Below are 15,134 nucleotides of genomic sequence, written 5' to 3' on the forward strand. Positions count from 1 at the left end.
CCTTTGACATGTACGGAACCTTTAGAGATAGAGGAGTGCTCGAAAGAGCCGTAACACAGGTGCTGCATGGCTGTCGTCAGCTCGTGTCGTGAGATGTTGGGTTAAGTCCCGCAACGAGCGCAACCCTTGTCATTAGTTGCTACATTTAGTTAGGCACTCTAATGAGACTGCCGGTAGACAAACCGGAGGAAGGTGGGATGACGTCAAGTCCTCATGGCCCTTATAGGTGGGGCTACACGTCACACAATGGCTGGTACAAAGGGTCGCCAACCCGCGAGGGGGAGCCAATCCCATAAAGCCATTCGTAGTCCGGATCGTAGTCTGCAACTCGACTACGTGAAGTCGGAATCGCTAGTAATCGTGGATCAGAATGTCACGGGTGAATACGTTCCCGGGTCTTGTACACACCGCCGGTCACACCATGGGAGCGGGTTCTGCCAGAAGTAGTTAGCCTAACCGCAAGGAGGGCGATTACCACGGCAGGGTTCGGTGACTGGGGTGAAGTCGCAACAAGGTAGCCGTATCGGAAGGTGCGGCTGGATCACCTCCTTTCTGGAAACTGCAATTTAATTTGAACGCTCACACTTATCGGTTGTTGGAAGATTGTCGCTAACGGCTAAGGATCAAACTTGGTCAAAAGTGACCGGCTTGGGTCTGTAGCTCAGTTGGTTAGAGCACCGTCTTGATAAGGCGGGGGTCGTTGGTTCGAGACCAACCAGACCCACCATCGTCGTCCAACGTCCTTCTGGATTTGGGGTGTAGCTCAGCTGGGGAGAGCGGCTGCTTTGCAAGCAGTAGGTAGCGGGTTCGAGTCCTGTCACCTCCACCAATCTTTCACTTCTTATCTGATTCCATAGGAATCAACACCAAAGCGGCTTCGAATTCTTCGGAAAATAGAGGTTGCTTTGTTGTTGATCGGGATTACCTGATCAATCGGCTGTTCTTTAACAATTTATAGAGTTTAATCAGCGTTGCTAACTTTAAGCTGCAAAGCTTGGCTATGTAAGGGAAACTGCACATTCGTAAAGGTTTAGTGCAGACCGTGCCTTGCGTAGTAGTAACATAATTTTGATTGCGTCAAAATGAATATCAAACTTCACGTTTGAAATTCGAGTTATTCAAGTTAAATTGGATACGGCATAACGCGTCAGGTGAAAGACCTGACAAACATTCCTTGAAGATGCTTTGATTCTCGCAAGAGACGTCAAAGTTATAGGGTCAAGTGAATAAGAGCACATGGTGGATGCCTTGGCAATGATAGGCGACGAAGGACGTGATAGCCTGCGATAAGCTTCGGGGAGCTGGCAAATTAGCTTTGATCCGGAGATTTCCGAATGGGGAAACCCACCTGCAAAGGTATCGCATAGTGAATACATAGCTATGCGAGGCGAACCGGGTGAACTGAAACATCTCAGTAGCTCGAGGAAAAGACATCAACCGAGATTCCGAAAGTAGTGGCGAGCGAAATCGGAGAAGCCTGTTAGTGATAGCACAAGACTTAACGGAACACTCTGGAAAGGGTGGCCATAGCGGGTGATAGCCCCGTACGTGAAAAGACCTGTGTGGTACTGAGCTAACGAAAAGTAGGGCGGGACACGAGAAATCCTGTCTGAATATGGGGGGACCATCCTCCAAGGCTAAATACTCATCATTGACCGATAGTGAACTAGTACCGTGAGGGAAAGGCGAAAAGAACCCCGGGAGGGGAGTGAAATAGATCCTGAAACCGTGTGCTTACAAAAAGTAGGAGCCCGCAAGGGGTGACTGCGTACCTTTTGTATAATGGGTCAGCGACTTACATTCAGTGGCAAGGTTAACCGAATAGGGAAGCCAGAGAAATCGAGTCCGAATAGGGCGTCAAGTCGCTGGGTGTAGACCCGAAACCAAGTGATCTATCCATGGCCAGGATGAAGGTGCCGTAACAGGTACTGGAGGTCCGAACCGACTAGTGTTGCAAAACTAGCGGATGAGCTGTGGATAGGTGAAAGGCTAAACAAACTTGGAAATAGCTGGTTCTCTCCGAAAACTATTTAGGTAGTGCCTCAAGTATTACCGACGGGGGTAGAGCACTGTTTTGGCTAGGGGGTCATGGCGACTTACCAAACCAATGCAAACTCCGAATACCGTCGAGTACAGCTTGGGAGACAGAGCACCGGGTGCTAACGTCCGGACTCAAGAGGGAAACAACCCAGACCGCCAGCTAAGGTCCCTAAAACGGGCTAAGTGGGAAACGAAGTGGGAAGGCTAAAACAGTCAGGATGTTGGCTTAGAAGCAGCCATCATTTAAAGAAAGCGTAATAGCTCACTGATCGAGTCGTCCTGCGCGGAAGATGTAACGGGGCTAAGCCAGTTACCGAAGCTGCGGATTTGCAATTTATTGCAAGTGGTAGGAGAGCGTTCTGTAAGCCTGTGAAGGTGTCTTGTAAAGGATGCTGGAGGTATCAGAAGTGCGAATGCTGACGTGAGTAGCGTTAAAGGGGTGAAAAGCCCCTCGCCGTAAACGCAAGGTTTTCTACGCAACGTTCATCGGCGTAGAGTGGAGTCGGCCCCTAAGGCGAGGCAGAGATGCGTAGCTGATGGGAAACAGGTCAATATTCCTGTACCGATGTGTAGTGCGATGTGGGGACGGAGAAGGTTAACTCAGCCAACTGTTGGACATGTTGGTTCAAGCTTGTAGTCGTGCCTGGTAGGCAAATCCGCCGGGCTTAGATGAGGAGTGATAACGAGGCAGCTTGCTGCCGAAGTGAGTGATACCCTGCTTCCAGGAAAAGCCACTAAGCTTCAGCTACACACGACCGTACCGCAAACCGACACTGGTGCGCGAGATGAGTATTCTAAGGCGCTTGAGAGAACTCGGGAGAAGGAACTCGGCAAATTGACACCGTAACTTCGGAATAAGGTGTGCCTTTTAGTAGGTGAAGTCCCTCGCGGATGGAGCCCAATGAGGTTGCAAAAAATCGGTGGCTGCGACTGTTTATTAAAAACACAGCACTCTGCAAACACGAAAGTGGACGTATAGGGTGTGACGCCTGCCCGGTGCTGGAAGATTAAATGATGGGGTGCAAGCTCTTGATTGAAGTCCCAGTAAACGGCGGCCGTAACTATAACGGTCCTAAGGTAGCGAAATTCCTTGTCGGGTAAGTTCCGACCTGCACGAATGGCGTAACGATGGCCACACTGTCTCCTCCCGAGACTCAGCGAAGTTGAAATGTTTGTGATGATGCAATCTCCCCGCGGAAAGACGGAAAGACCCCATGAACCTTTACTGTAGCTTTGTATTGGACTTTGAACAGATCTGTGTAGGATAGGTGGGAGGCTTTGAAGTAGGGTCGCTAGATCTTATGGAGCCAACGTTGAAATACCACCCTGGTGTGTTTGAGGTTCTAACCTAGGTCCATTATCTGGATCGGGGACAGTGCATGGTAGGCAGTTTGACTGGGGCGGTCTCCTCCCAAAGCGTAACGGAGGAGTTCGAAGGTACGCTAGTTACGGTCGGACATCGTGACGATAGTGCAATGGCATAAGCGTGCTTAACTGCGAGACTGACAAGTCGAGCAGATGCAACAGGACATAGTGATCCGGTGGTTCTGTATGGAAGGGCCATCGCTCAACGGATAAAAGGTACTCTGGGGATAACAGGCTGATACCGCCCAAGAGTTCATATCGACGGCGGTGTTTGGCACCTCGATGTCGGCTCATCTCATCCTGGGGCTGTAGCCGGTCCCAAGGGTATGGCTGTTCGCCATTTAAAGAGGTACGTGAGCTGGGTTTAAAACGTCGTGAGACAGTTTGGTCCCTATCTTCCGTGGGCGCTGCAGATTTGAGGAAGCCTGCTCCTAGTACGAGAGGACCGGAGTGGACACACCTCTGGTGTATCGGTTGTCACGCCAGTGGCATTGCCGAGTAGCTAAGTGTGGAAGAGATAACCGCTGAAAGCATCTAAGCGGGAAACTCGTTTCAAGATGAGATCTGCCGGGGCCTTGAGCCCCCTAAAGAGTCGTTCAAGACCAGGACGTTGATAGGTCGGGTGTGGAAGCGCAGTAATGCGTTAAGCTAACCGATACTAATTGCTCGTGCGGCTTGACCCTATAACTTTGATTCACTGTAGAAGTGTCTCAAGGAAGTTATGCCAAGTTGACGCATTCAAAAATAACTGCTGTGTGGTGATCGCACTTCAGTGTCGAAAAGACAAGCTGATTAGCTCTATAAATTGGTCGCCTTGACAATAGTCAAGGTGGCAAAAAAGTTATGCCTGACGACCATAGCGAAGTGGTACCACTCCTTCCCATCCCGAACAGGACAGTGAAACGCCTCTGCGCCGATGATAGTGCGGATTCCCGTGTGAAAGTAGGTCATCGTCAGGCTATTACAGCAAAAAACGCCCCATCAATCGATGGGGCGTTTTTTTTTAACTTCCGTTTCTGATTTGATCGCTGTCTCTTTTGACTGCACCACTTCGAACAAGGTCGCCGACTAATGACTCAACCATACCTAAGGTGTCCAACTGAGGATATTGTTCCTGTCGTAAAAGTTCCATATATGGCGTTGTCGCTACCCAATTCAGCAGATACTCAAATGTGCAGGACTGGAGCTCAAGCAGCTTGAATTTGATTAGAACTTTGGCTGCGTACTGTTGGTGTTTGGCAGGGTGATCGATAAAGTAATTCAGACGGCTTCGGGCGATTCTTAGCGACTTTCTATAATCCGAAAAAGGGCGCCCATGCCCCGGAATCACGACTTTGGGCTCCAATGTTTCAATCAGATCCAGAGTCGCCCCAACTTCGGGAAATGCGCTGACACCTTCCAGCTCTGGAAATACCACGCCAAATCCTTCCTGCCATAGGGCATCGGCAGAAATCAAAACTCTTGAATGCGGCTCAATAACAGAATGGAATGTGGGTCATGCCCGGCTGCAGCGTGAATCTGCCAGAAGCAGCCCCCTAAACTCAACGTCTCACCAGGCGTCAGCAACCCCTCGAAAACGAACTTCGGACATTGCTGGCCGGTAGTCTTATAAGTCAGCGCATCTTCGTCCCAGCTTGACTTCATCCGCATTACCCGGCGGTATACGCGTCTGAAGCGCAGGATAGTGTTCCTGTAACGCCGCATTTCCACCGCAATGGTCACTGTGCAAATGCGTATTTATCAATAGATCCAGCGGGCGGTCACCCAAAACGGAATGCACCAACGCCACCGTTTGCTCGCTGTGCGTGCAATAGCCGCTGTCGATTAGTGCCGTATTCTCTTCACCCATGATCAGGACGTTGTTGGATGAGAGCCAGCCTCGCTCAAAGACGTGCATGCCAATAGGAAGAGCTGGGTTCATCGTCAGTATTTGGCAACAACGGTAAATGACGGGCAATGTATGGACATACGCGTGCTAACTCAGAGCACTGGTCACGCAGGCCCGCAAATCGGCCTCATTGGTTATGGACAGCGGGTCGGACAACCGCCGAATCCAGACAGACTCTCGCCGACGGATGGTGTCGAGAAACTCGCGTGCTCGCTGACCTTTTCCCGACATCTGGGCAAATATGTCAAATCCCGATTCCAGAAAGTTCTGCAGGGAACCTAGTCCGGCTGCTGAAGCTGGTTTGCGCATCATGCGCAGCATCATCCGCAAGCCCGGCGTTCGGGTCAGTCGATCCAGCTCTGCGCCAACCTGCAACACCATCTCCAGTTGCAGATTCCGATCAGACTCGCGCCCAACCAACAACCAGCATGCCAGGTACCGACGCACCGTATCAGTGTCCTGTGGAAAGGGGTAGCCCAGCCAAGCCTCGGCCATTTTTCGGTCCATTTCCTCCGTCAGTACGTGCAACTGTGCCATGGTCACGGCAGTCGCCACGACCTGTTTAGGGAACAGGCGTTGCAATCCGCCAGCAATGCGTGCGAACTGGGCATCCCGCAATGAATAGTCCCGGTCACTGTACAGATCGTCTAGAAAAAAGCGAGCCGCGCTGGCATATTCTGGTGACGCCAGCAGATCAGCGTATGTGCCCGCAAAGCGCTTTGCCTGAAAAGACTTCACTGCCCGCGTCGCATCGTGAAGACTGGCTGTGGAGACTGTAGCCTGTCGCAAGGCCGCTACCCGTGCTACGGCATTCCGAATGGTTTCTGCTGCTTCCATATGGTCAAGGAGTGTACCGAACTGACCCACGGTGGCTCGGCGCCCACTGCGCAAAATAAAGCTGAGATCGAAACGTTCAATAATAAAAGTGTGCGCTCACTGTCAAAAATATGTCAATATCCAGGTGCTTTGTATGAATTGCCCGATCGATTGTTTTCGGAATACAGCTAAAAAATGACTTCTACGTAACGAGATTGGTGAGCAAAGACTAGGGAATACCCTTATATTCCCTTCATGTATGAAGCCACTAGTTTAATCAAAGCCTCGTTGGAAGCGGGTCGTGAATTGTTACGCCCCCCTAACGAGGGTGAGAGTACAGCGGCCATCCCTCGTGCAGCACCATCGCTAGTTCCTATTCGTTCGCTTGGTGCCAACCATCGGGAGCGCATTGCCACTCACCTGCTGTCCTTGGAGCCTGCAGATCGCTATCTGCGATTTGGCTACTCGGCACAAGACGCTCAAATTCAACGCTACGTTGAAACCCTTAATTTTGAGCGTGACGAAATCTTTGGTATCTACAACCGCAAATTGGAACTGATTGCCATGGCGCACTTGGTCTATGCCAAGAATGAAGCTCATGGCTCCTGCGCCGAATTCGGCGTCTCTGTATCGCCGACAGCCCGCGGCAAGGGATACGGTGCCCGCCTGTTTGAACGCGCTGCCATGCACGCCACCAACGACGGAATTAACATGATGTTCATCCATGCCTTGAGTGAAAACGCGGCCATGTTAAAGATTGCCCGCAATGCAGGCGCCCGCATTGAGCGCGATGGCACGGAGTCTGAGGCGTATTTGCAGCTGCCCGCTTCCACGCTTGACAGTCGCGTAACCGAGTTGATTGAGGAGCAGGTCGCCCAGACCGACTACCGCCTGAAGGCACAGGCGAAGCAATTCTGGAGCTTCCTGGCGGATGTGCAAGCGGTCCGGCGCGGGGCCGTTGCTGACCACAGTAGCATGTCGTCCCGACTCTAGCAACGCCCTGGAAGATGGGGCGTCAGGCAAATCCGCTATCCTAGGGGGTCCGAAACAACGGCAGCCTTTGCCCCCCACGTCAGTGTCAGACCCCCATCCCGCGCGCATGCCCAACAAGGAAGACAAGCGTACCTTTTTGCGCAAGCTCGCCGAATTCTTGCACCCCGGCCCCGATTCGACAGAGGAACTCATCGAAACCCTGGCCGAGGCGGAAGACAACAACATCATCGGCGCCGAATCTCGTGTCATGCTCGAAGGTGTGATCCGCATGGCCGACATGACTGCTGGCGATGTGATGGTGGCGGCCACGCGCATGGACCTACTGAATATTCAGGCGCCTATGGATGAACTACTCCATACGGTGATTCATACGGCACATTCGCGATTCCCTGTGTATGAAGGCGAGCGCGAAAACGTTATCGGCATCCTGTTGGCCAAAGATCTACTCAAACTGCAGCGGGCCCCTGAATTCCACATCCGCGCCTTGCTGCGCCCGCCAGTGTTTGTGCCAGAAACCAAGGGGCTGAACGACCTATTGCGGGATTTTCGCGGCAACCGCAACCACTTGGCCATCGTTATCGATGAGTTTGGCCGGGTAGCAGGCCTGATCACTATTGAAGACGTGTTAGAACAGATCGTTGGCGAAATTGAAGACGAATTCGACATACCCGAAGACGAGGGCGATATTTTTGCATTAGCCGATCACACCTACCGGGTCAGTGGTGACACGCCCATAGAGCGGGTCAACGACGCCTTCACCGTCACACTGGCCGGTTCTGATCCAGACGACGAGTTCGACACCATTGGCGGCCTGATTGCCCACGAAATGGGTCATGTGCCCAAGCGGGGTGAACGCTACACGCTATGCGGCCTGGATTTCACTGTACTCCACACGAAAGGTGGTGCAGTGAGGTGGTTCAAGGTCGAGCCCGCTGCCGACTCCACCCACTAAACCATGTCTGGCTTCGCGCTGCGGCGACTCCTCGCAGAATCCGTCGCAGTTCGCTCTACTCTCGTTTTGGCAGTTGCCTACGCAAACGCTGCGGGAGTCAGCTGGCCGTTCTCCTTTGGCTTTGTCACAGGAGCACCACTGTGGTGGCTGCAAATCCTTGCAATGACGGTTTTTTTGGCTGTATTGCGTTCCAGCACCACTGCCCAGCAGGGATTCACCATGGGCTGGCTATTCGCCACCGCATGGCTGTGTGCTACGTTCTGGTGGCTGTATGTCTCCATGCATACCTACGCTGGTCTGCCGGCCGTGCTGACTGCGCTGGCGATTGTGGCGCTAGCGGCAGCGCTGGGTCTGTATTACGCATTCGCTGCGGTTCTGTATTGGCGGCTGTGTGGCCGTGGTCCTATCCTGGCACCCCTGACGTTTGCCGCCCTGTGGATCGCCGCCGAAATGGCCAGAGGAACCTGGTTGACAGGTTTTGGCTGGGGTGCCATCGCGTATGCCCATGCTGATGGCCCTTTGGCACTCTGGATTCCTTGGGTGGGTGCCTATGGCGTCGGCGCGCTGGCCGCCTGGCTGTCGGCGGCGGTGCTGGAAGTGATGAGCAGTGGCTGGGGTTTGCGGGCTGCCCTGGCTACTGTACTGGCACTGGGATGGTTGGTGCCTGGACTGTTGCCCACCTGGTCTACGTCCACCGGGTCGTTGAGCATTACCTTGTTGCAGGGCAATATCCCCCAGGATGAAAAATTCCAGAGTGGCAGTGGCGTACCCCTGGCCTTAGCCTGGTATGGCGATCAACTCAACCGCAGCGCTACCGACTTGGTGGTAGCACCAGAGACAGCAATCCCACTGCTGCCGCAGGATCTGCCTGAGGGATATTGGGAGGCCCTCATGACCCGGTTTTCTACACCCGGTCAAGCAGCGTTAATAGGCGTGCCCCTGGGCAGCATGGCACAGGGTTACACCAACTCGGTGGTCGGTCTTGCACCTGGGTTGCAACAGGTTTGGCGGTACGACAAACACCACCTGGTGCCATTTGGTGAATTCATCCCACCGATGTTCATGTGGTTCACCCGGATGATGAACATACCCCTGGGTGACTTCAACCGCGGTGCCGTGGGGCAAGCGCCCTTTGACTGGAAGGGGCAGCGCCTGGCGGCCAACATCTGCTACGAAGACTTGTTTGGTGAAGAGCTTGGCGTGCGTTTCGAAGACCCGGCCCGCGCGCCCACAGTGTTAGTGAACGTCAGCAACATTGGCTGGTTTGGCGATACCGTGGCAACGGACCAGCATTTGCAGATCAGCCGTATGCGCGCCCTGGAGTTCGAGCGCCCCATGGTGCGCGCCACCAACACCGGTGCCACCGCCATCATTGACCACACCGGTCGCGTGGCCCAGAGCCTGCCACGCACTACCCGTGGCGTGTTGGTGGGCACGGTTGAAGGCCGCACCGGCACCACGCCCTTTGCCTGGTGGGTTGCTCGGTTCGGGTTGTGGCCGCTCTGGCTGCTGGTGATCGCTATTGTTTTTGTAGCTACCCGGGTCCGTTCGACGAGGGCAGACTAAGGGTTTCGCCCCTGTAAAATCGGGCCATGCTCACATTTCAACAAATTATCCTGAAATTGCAGGCCTACTGGGCCGACCAAGGCTGCGCGCTGCTGCAACCCTACGACATGGAAGTAGGCGCCGGCACCTCGCACACCGCCACTTTTTTGCGCGCACTGGGCCCCGAGCCGTGGAAGGCCGCCTACGTGCAACCCAGCCGCCGACCCAAGGATGGCCGATACGGCGAGAACCCCAACCGCTTGCAACACTACTACCAGTACCAGGTGGTCCTGAAGCCTGCGCCCAGCAACATTTTGGAGCTGTATTTGGGCAGCCTCGAAGCCCTGGGTTTTGATTTAAAGAAGAATGACATCCGCTTTGTCGAAGACGATTGGGAAAACCCCACACTGGGTGCTTGGGGCCTGGGCTGGGAAGTCTGGCTCAACGGCATGGAGGTGACGCAGTTCACCTACTTCCAGCAGGTCGGAGGCATCGATTGCAGGCCCATCACCGGCGAAATTACCTATGGTCTTGAACGTCTGGCCATGTACCTGCAGGGCGTGGACAACGTCTACAACCTGACTTGGACCGATGGACTGAGCTACGGAGATGTCTACAAGCAAAATGAAGTCGAGCAATCCACCTACAACTTTGAACACAGCGACGCCGACTTTCTGTTCACCGCCTTTGCCGCGCACGAAAAACAGGCCAAGCATTTAATAGAACAGCAACTGGCGCTGCCGGCCTATGAGCAGGTGCTCAAGGCCGCGCACAGCTTCAACCTGTTGGATGCAAGGGGCGCCATTAGCGTGACCGAGCGTGCGGCGTACATTGGCCGCATCCGCAACATCTCGCGTGCGGTGGCGCAAAGCTACTTTGAAAGCCGTGAACGCCTGGGCTTTCCGCTGGCCCCGCGTGAATGGGTAGAGCAAATGACACCGAAGAAGGCTGCATGATGACGACCCAAAACCTTCTCGTAGAACTCTTCGTTGAAGAACTGCCACCCAAGGTGCTCAAGAAACTTGGCGACGCCTTTGCTACCCAATTGGCGGATCAGCTGCGCGCCCTCGGCCTGATCAATGGCGATTCCGTCACCACTGCCTACGCATCACCACGCCGCTTGGCCGCGCACGTAAGCCACGTCTGGCTCAAGGCTGCCGACAAAGCCGTGCAGCAAAAGCTCATGCCGGTGTCTGTGGGTCTGGATGCCAGTGGCAATGCCACGCCGGCCTTGCTAAAAAAGCTACAGGCCTTGGGTGCAGACACCAGCAACCCTGCTGCCACAGTGTCCGCACTCAAACGCGCGCTCGACGGCAAGGCCGAGGCCCTGTTTTACGACAGCCTGGTTACCGGCGCCACGCTGGACACCGGCCTACAAAAAGCGCTGGAGGAGGCGATTCGTCTGCTGCCAATCCCCAAGGTCATGGGCTATCAGCTGGAGCGCGACTGTGCCTTGCCGGGCTGGACCAGCGTGAACTTTGTGCGGCCAGCACATGGCTTGGTGGCATTGCACGGCAGCACCGTGGTGCCCGTTAAAGTGCTGGGCCTCACCGCTGGCAACAGCAGCCAGGGTCACCGCTTTGAAGCGGCGGTGTCGCCCGTAGTGATTGAGGCTGCCGACAGCTATTCAGCGACAATGGCCCGCGACGGTGCCGTTATCGCGTCGTTTGCCGAGCGAAAGGCCGAGATTGCCCGCCAGCTCGCGGCGGCGGCAGCCAAGTTGGGCAACGGCGTGCACCCCATTGAAGACGATGCATTGCTCGACGAAGTAACCGCCCTGGTGGAGCGCCCCAACGTGCTGGTCTGCCAATTTGAGCCAGAGTTTCTGGATGTGCCGCAAGAGTGCCTGATTCTCACCATGAAGGCCAACCAGAAATACTTCCCGCTGCTCGATGCAGCCGGCAAACTCACGCACCAATTCCTGGTGGTCAGCAACATCAGCCCAGCGGACGCCAGCGCGGTGGTTGGCGGTAACGAACGCGTGGTGCGTCCGCGCCTGGCCGATGCCAAGTTCTTCTTTGACCAGGACCGCAAAAAGACGCTGGCCTCGCGTGTGGATGGTCTGGCCAAAGTGGTTTACCACAACAAGCTGGGCACGCAAGGCGAGCGTGCGCAGCGCGTGGCCTTTATTGCCGCTGCCATCGTTCGACAAATCCGTGAAGCCATAGTGCCCTATACCGCGCTCGCCAAAGATGAAATGGACGTGCTGTCCAGCAAGGTGCAGCAGGCCGCTTTGCTTGCCAAGACCGATTTGCTGACCGACATGGTGGGCGAGTTCCCCGAACTGCAAGGCATCATGGGTGGCTACTACGCCCGCCATGATGGCCTGCGCGACGGCGTGGCAATTGCCATCGAAGACCACTACAAGCCCCGCTTTGCCGGTGACACCCTGCCACGCAACCACACCGGCAGCGTGGTGGCTCTGGCCGACAAGCTAGAGACCTTGGTGGGCATGTTTGGCATTGGCAACTTGCCCACCGGCGACAAAGACCCCTTTGCCCTGCGCCGTCATGCACTGGGCGTGATCCGTATCCTGATGGAGAGTGACTTTTCGCTCAACCTGGACACGCTTCTGGCCAACGCCACCAAGGCGTTTGCCGAGTTGATCGAACTCTGGCCCGAGAAAGAACAAGCTGACTTTGCCGCCAACCAGGCCAAGCTGGTCGACTTTATTTATGACCGCATGGCTGGTTCCCTGCGCGAGCAGGGCTATAGCGCGCAAGAGGTGGACGCGGTGCTGGCCCTGCGCCCGCAGCGGCTGGGCGATGTACCCCATCGGATGGCAGCTGTGCGTGCATTTGCGGCGCTGCCTGAGGCGCCCGCGCTGGCAGCGGCCAACAAGCGCATCAGCAACATCCTGAAAAAGGCACCCGAGGTGGACGCCCATGTCAGCGAAATTCTGCTGCAAGAACCGGCTGAAAAGGCCCTGTATGCCGCCATGCAGGCGGTAGCACCCAAGGCGCAGGCACAACTGGCGGCTGGTGACTACACCGCATCCCTGCAAACCCTGGCGGTGCTGCGTGAGCCAGTGGATGCGTTCTTTGATGGCGTTATGGTCAATGCCGAGCAACTCGACCTGCGCTTGAACCGCCAAGGCCTTTTGAAGTCTCTGCACGATGCCATGAACCGTGTGGCCGATCTTTCGCGCTTGGCGGCCTGACATGCGCCTCGTCATACTCGACCGCGACGGCACCATCAACGAAGACAGTGCCGAATTCGTCAAATCTCCCTCTGAGTGGCAGCCGCTGCCCGGCGCGCTGGAAGCCATTGCGCGCCTGAACCATGCCGGCTGGCATGTGGTGGTGGCCACCAATCAATCAGGTCTGGGGCGCGGCTTGTTTGATGTGGCGTCACTCAATGCCATGCACGCCAAAATGCACAGCATGCTGGCGGCGGTGGGTGGACGCATTGACGGTATTTTTTATTGCCCCCATGGGCCAGACGAAGGCTGCCACTGCCGCAAGCCTGAGCCGGGGCTATACGAGCAAATTGCCGAGCGCTATGGCCTTGAGCTGGATGATGTACCTGCGGTGGGTGATTCTCAGCGCGATCTGGTGGCCGCCGTCAACGCAGGTTGCCAGCCGCATCTGGTGCTCACCGGCAAGGCCGCAGCCTATCGGGACCAGCCCCTGCCTGACAGCTACCCACAGCAAACCGTGGTGCACGCAGACCTGGCCGCCTTTGCCGACTACCTGATCAGCCATGACATGCGCCCGTCGCAGGCGGCGGATCTTTAAATGGCCTTCATTCGCTCGGTTCTGCACATGGCATGGATGGCACTCACGGTGGTGCCCTACACCCTGGCTATTGTGCTGGGTGCACTCTTTGGCATGGGGCGCGCCCAGCGTTACCGCATTGCCAGTGCTTGGCTGAGCCTGAGCAGCCGGGCCAGTGCACGCGCCATTCTGGGAATCGAGACGCGTATCACCGGAATGGAAAATTTGCCGGTGGGCGAAACCACACCAGCGGTGCTGCTGGTCAAGCACCAGTCCACGTTTGAGACTTTTTTAATGCCGGCCATCATGCCGCACCCCTTGGCCTATGTGTTCAAGAAAGAACTGCTCTACGTGCCGTTCTTTGGCTGGTCGATTGGTCTCCTGGACATGATCCATATCGACCGCAGCTTGCGCACCCAGGCCTTCAAGCGGGTTGTGGCCCAGGGCCGCGAGCGTTTGGCACAAGGCATCTGGATCATCATGTTCCCCGAAGGCACGCGCATTGCCCGTGGCCAAAAGGGTGTGTATGAGACCAGCGGTACCCGTCTGGCGGTGCAGACTGGCGCTCCGGTAATACCGATTGCGGTCACCTCAGCCAAATGCTGGCCGCGCAAGGCTTTCGTCAAGACTCCGGGTATTGTCGACGTATCCATTGGCAAGCCCATTCCCAGCGTGGGTCGCCACCACAAGGAGTTGATGCAGGAAGTGGAAAACTGGATCGAGGCCGAAATGCGCCGGCTGGACCCCGAGGCTTATCGCTAGCCATTCACGGCTTACGTTGTGTCTACAATGCACCGTTTTCTTCAATACACGTTGGACCTGTTTGAGCCTCTAGCCCTCGCGGATAGTACACAACACGCTCCTGAAATTGTAGCATTCATCGCGCCTGGCGTTCCGCATGGCGAGGCCCAGGTGCTGAACCGGGTCATTGTTCCTGCCGTTTTTACCCATCCCCGCGCCAACCGTGAGCTGCGCCTAGGCGATGCGCAGGTGGCCTATTTGTTTCAGCGCGCCAAGCGGCGCACTATTGGTTTTGTGGTCGGCCCCGACGGTCTGGTGGTGCGCGCACCGCGCTGGACGCCGGTGTTTGAGGTGGAGTCTGCGCTGCGGGAGAAATCGCAGTGGATTACCCGCAAGCTAGGTGAGTCGCGTGAGCGCCAGGTGCGCCAGCACGAAGCCCGCATCACCTGGAGCGATGGCACGGTGTTGCCGCTTTTTGGGGGAAGTATGCGCGTGCTGCTGGACCCGACCCATGGTTTTGGCGCGGTGGGGGCGCAACTTGACGGCCCGCCAGAATCCGAACAAACCTTGCGCGTGGGCCTACCCAAATCCGCCACACCCGAGCAAATCCGCGATGCGGTGCAGGCCTGGCTGATGCGCCAGGCGCGCGCGCATTTCATCGATCGGTTGGACCATTTTTCGCCGCTCTTGCAAGTGCAGTGGAAGAAGCTCAGCCTGAGTTCGGCTGGCACTCGTTGGGGCAGCGCCCGCATCGATGGATCGATTCGTCTGAACTGGCGGCTGATCCATTTCCGCCCCGCTGTGATCGACTACGTGGTGGCCCACGAACTCAGCCACCTACGGGTAATGGACCACAGCCCGCGCTTTTGGGATACCGTGCGTAGCGTGGTGCCCGACTATGCCGAATTGCGCGGCCAGCTCAAGGACGATTCAATTCCGAAGTGGTAGGGGCCAGCCCAAACCGGTATACCCCATCCGAGCTCAGGCGGCGCTACAGCTTGCCAGCAAACCACAGGGCATTCGGGTGTGCCACGGATTCACCCGTGGCAGAGGATGCGATTACCGACCCTGAAGCTCT

9 protein-coding genes, 1 tRNA gene, 3 rRNA genes and 1 pseudogene are annotated in these 15,134 nt (G+C 56.0%); 12 read left to right on the forward strand and 2 right to left on the reverse strand.

The window, feature by feature from the left end; translation table 11 throughout:
* From IPI80_RS18775 to rrf, 4 genes are all read left to right on the forward strand, one after another.
* Positions 1-552 (forward strand): 16S ribosomal RNA (locus IPI80_RS18775); the annotation flags it as partial.
* Between the two features lie 98 nt (positions 553-650).
* Positions 651-727: transfer RNA gene (locus IPI80_RS18780), tRNA-Ile, on the forward strand.
* A 489-nt stretch (positions 728-1,216) separates the two neighbouring features.
* A 23S ribosomal RNA gene (locus tag IPI80_RS18785) occupies positions 1,217-4,088 on the forward strand.
* A gap of 163 nt (positions 4,089-4,251) precedes the next feature.
* A 5S ribosomal RNA gene (rrf, locus tag IPI80_RS18790) occupies positions 4,252-4,364 on the forward strand.
* Between the two features lie 44 nt (positions 4,365-4,408).
* Here rrf and IPI80_RS18795 read toward each other — a convergent pair.
* Both IPI80_RS18795 and IPI80_RS18800 read right to left on the reverse strand, forming a co-directional pair.
* Positions 4,409-5,326: pseudogene (locus IPI80_RS18795) on the reverse strand (MBL fold metallo-hydrolase).
* A 54-nt stretch (positions 5,327-5,380) separates the two neighbouring features.
* The gene (locus IPI80_RS18800; protein ID WP_413862634.1) at positions 5,381-6,130 is read right to left on the reverse strand and encodes an FFLEELY motif protein; all 750 of its coding nucleotides are present in this window, start codon (positions 6,128-6,130) and stop codon (positions 5,381-5,383) included.
* 234 nt (positions 6,131-6,364) lie between these two features.
* Here IPI80_RS18800 and IPI80_RS18805 point away from each other — a divergent pair, with 234 nt between their 5' ends.
* The 8 genes from IPI80_RS18805 (at position 6,365) to IPI80_RS18840 (ending at position 15,004) form a co-directional block, all read left to right on the forward strand.
* Entirely contained in the window at positions 6,365-7,102 is a 738-nt protein-coding gene (locus tag IPI80_RS18805) for a GNAT family N-acetyltransferase (RefSeq protein ID WP_413862635.1), read from the forward strand.
* A gap of 82 nt (positions 7,103-7,184) precedes the next feature.
* Positions 7,185-8,054: an HlyC/CorC family transporter gene (locus IPI80_RS18810; protein ID WP_413863547.1), complete on the forward strand. Its 870-nt coding sequence runs from the start codon at positions 7,185-7,187 to the stop codon at positions 8,052-8,054.
* Positions 8,055-8,057: 3 nt separating this feature from the next.
* Positions 8,058-9,620, forward strand: coding sequence for an apolipoprotein N-acyltransferase (lnt, locus tag IPI80_RS18815; RefSeq protein WP_413862636.1), 1,563 nt, complete (start codon positions 8,058-8,060; stop codon positions 9,618-9,620).
* A gap of 26 nt (positions 9,621-9,646) precedes the next feature.
* On the forward strand, positions 9,647-10,555 hold the full coding sequence (glyQ, locus tag IPI80_RS18820) for a glycine--tRNA ligase subunit alpha (RefSeq protein ID WP_413862637.1): 909 nt from the start codon (positions 9,647-9,649) through the stop codon (positions 10,553-10,555).
* The gene (gene glyS / locus IPI80_RS18825; protein ID WP_413862638.1) at positions 10,555-12,759 is read left to right on the forward strand and encodes a glycine--tRNA ligase subunit beta; all 2,205 of its coding nucleotides are present in this window, start codon (positions 10,555-10,557) and stop codon (positions 12,757-12,759) included. The genes glyQ and glyS overlap by 1 nt, the downstream gene beginning before the upstream one ends.
* A gap of 1 nt (position 12,760) precedes the next feature.
* A complete protein-coding gene (gene gmhB, locus IPI80_RS18830; RefSeq protein WP_413862639.1) occupies positions 12,761-13,336 on the forward strand; it encodes a D-glycero-beta-D-manno-heptose 1,7-bisphosphate 7-phosphatase in 576 nt (191 codons plus the stop codon).
* Positions 13,337-14,077, forward strand: a complete 741-nt coding sequence (locus IPI80_RS18835; protein ID WP_413862640.1) for a lysophospholipid acyltransferase family protein — start codon at positions 13,337-13,339, stop codon at positions 14,075-14,077. It begins immediately after the preceding gene.
* 27 nt (positions 14,078-14,104) lie between these two features.
* On the forward strand, positions 14,105-15,004 hold the full coding sequence (locus tag IPI80_RS18840) for a M48 family metallopeptidase (RefSeq protein ID WP_413862641.1): 900 nt from the start codon (positions 14,105-14,107) through the stop codon (positions 15,002-15,004).
* The last annotated feature ends 130 nt before the right edge of the window (positions 15,005-15,134 follow it).

It is taken from the genome of Candidatus Aalborgicola defluviihabitans, from assembly GCF_016705985.1.
GTDB lineage: Bacteria > Pseudomonadota > Gammaproteobacteria > Burkholderiales > Burkholderiaceae_C > Allorhodoferax > Allorhodoferax defluviihabitans.

Coding starts and splice junctions, on each gene's coding strand:
- IPI80_RS18800 (WP_413862634.1), bottom strand. CDS start 6,130: ATGGAAGCAGCAGAAACCATTCGGAATGCCGTAGCACGGGTAGCGGCC.
- IPI80_RS18805 (WP_413862635.1), top strand. CDS start 6,365: ATGTATGAAGCCACTAGTTTAATCAAAGCCTCGTTGGAAGCGGGTCGT.
- lnt (WP_413862636.1), top strand. CDS start 8,058: ATGTCTGGCTTCGCGCTGCGGCGACTCCTCGCAGAATCCGTCGCAGTT.
- glyQ (WP_413862637.1), top strand. CDS start 9,647: ATGCTCACATTTCAACAAATTATCCTGAAATTGCAGGCCTACTGGGCC.
- glyS (WP_413862638.1), top strand. CDS start 10,555: ATGACGACCCAAAACCTTCTCGTAGAACTCTTCGTTGAAGAACTGCCA.
- gmhB (WP_413862639.1), top strand. CDS start 12,761: ATGCGCCTCGTCATACTCGACCGCGACGGCACCATCAACGAAGACAGT.
- IPI80_RS18835 (WP_413862640.1), top strand. CDS start 13,337: ATGGCCTTCATTCGCTCGGTTCTGCACATGGCATGGATGGCACTCACG.
- IPI80_RS18840 (WP_413862641.1), top strand. CDS start 14,105: ATGCACCGTTTTCTTCAATACACGTTGGACCTGTTTGAGCCTCTAGCC.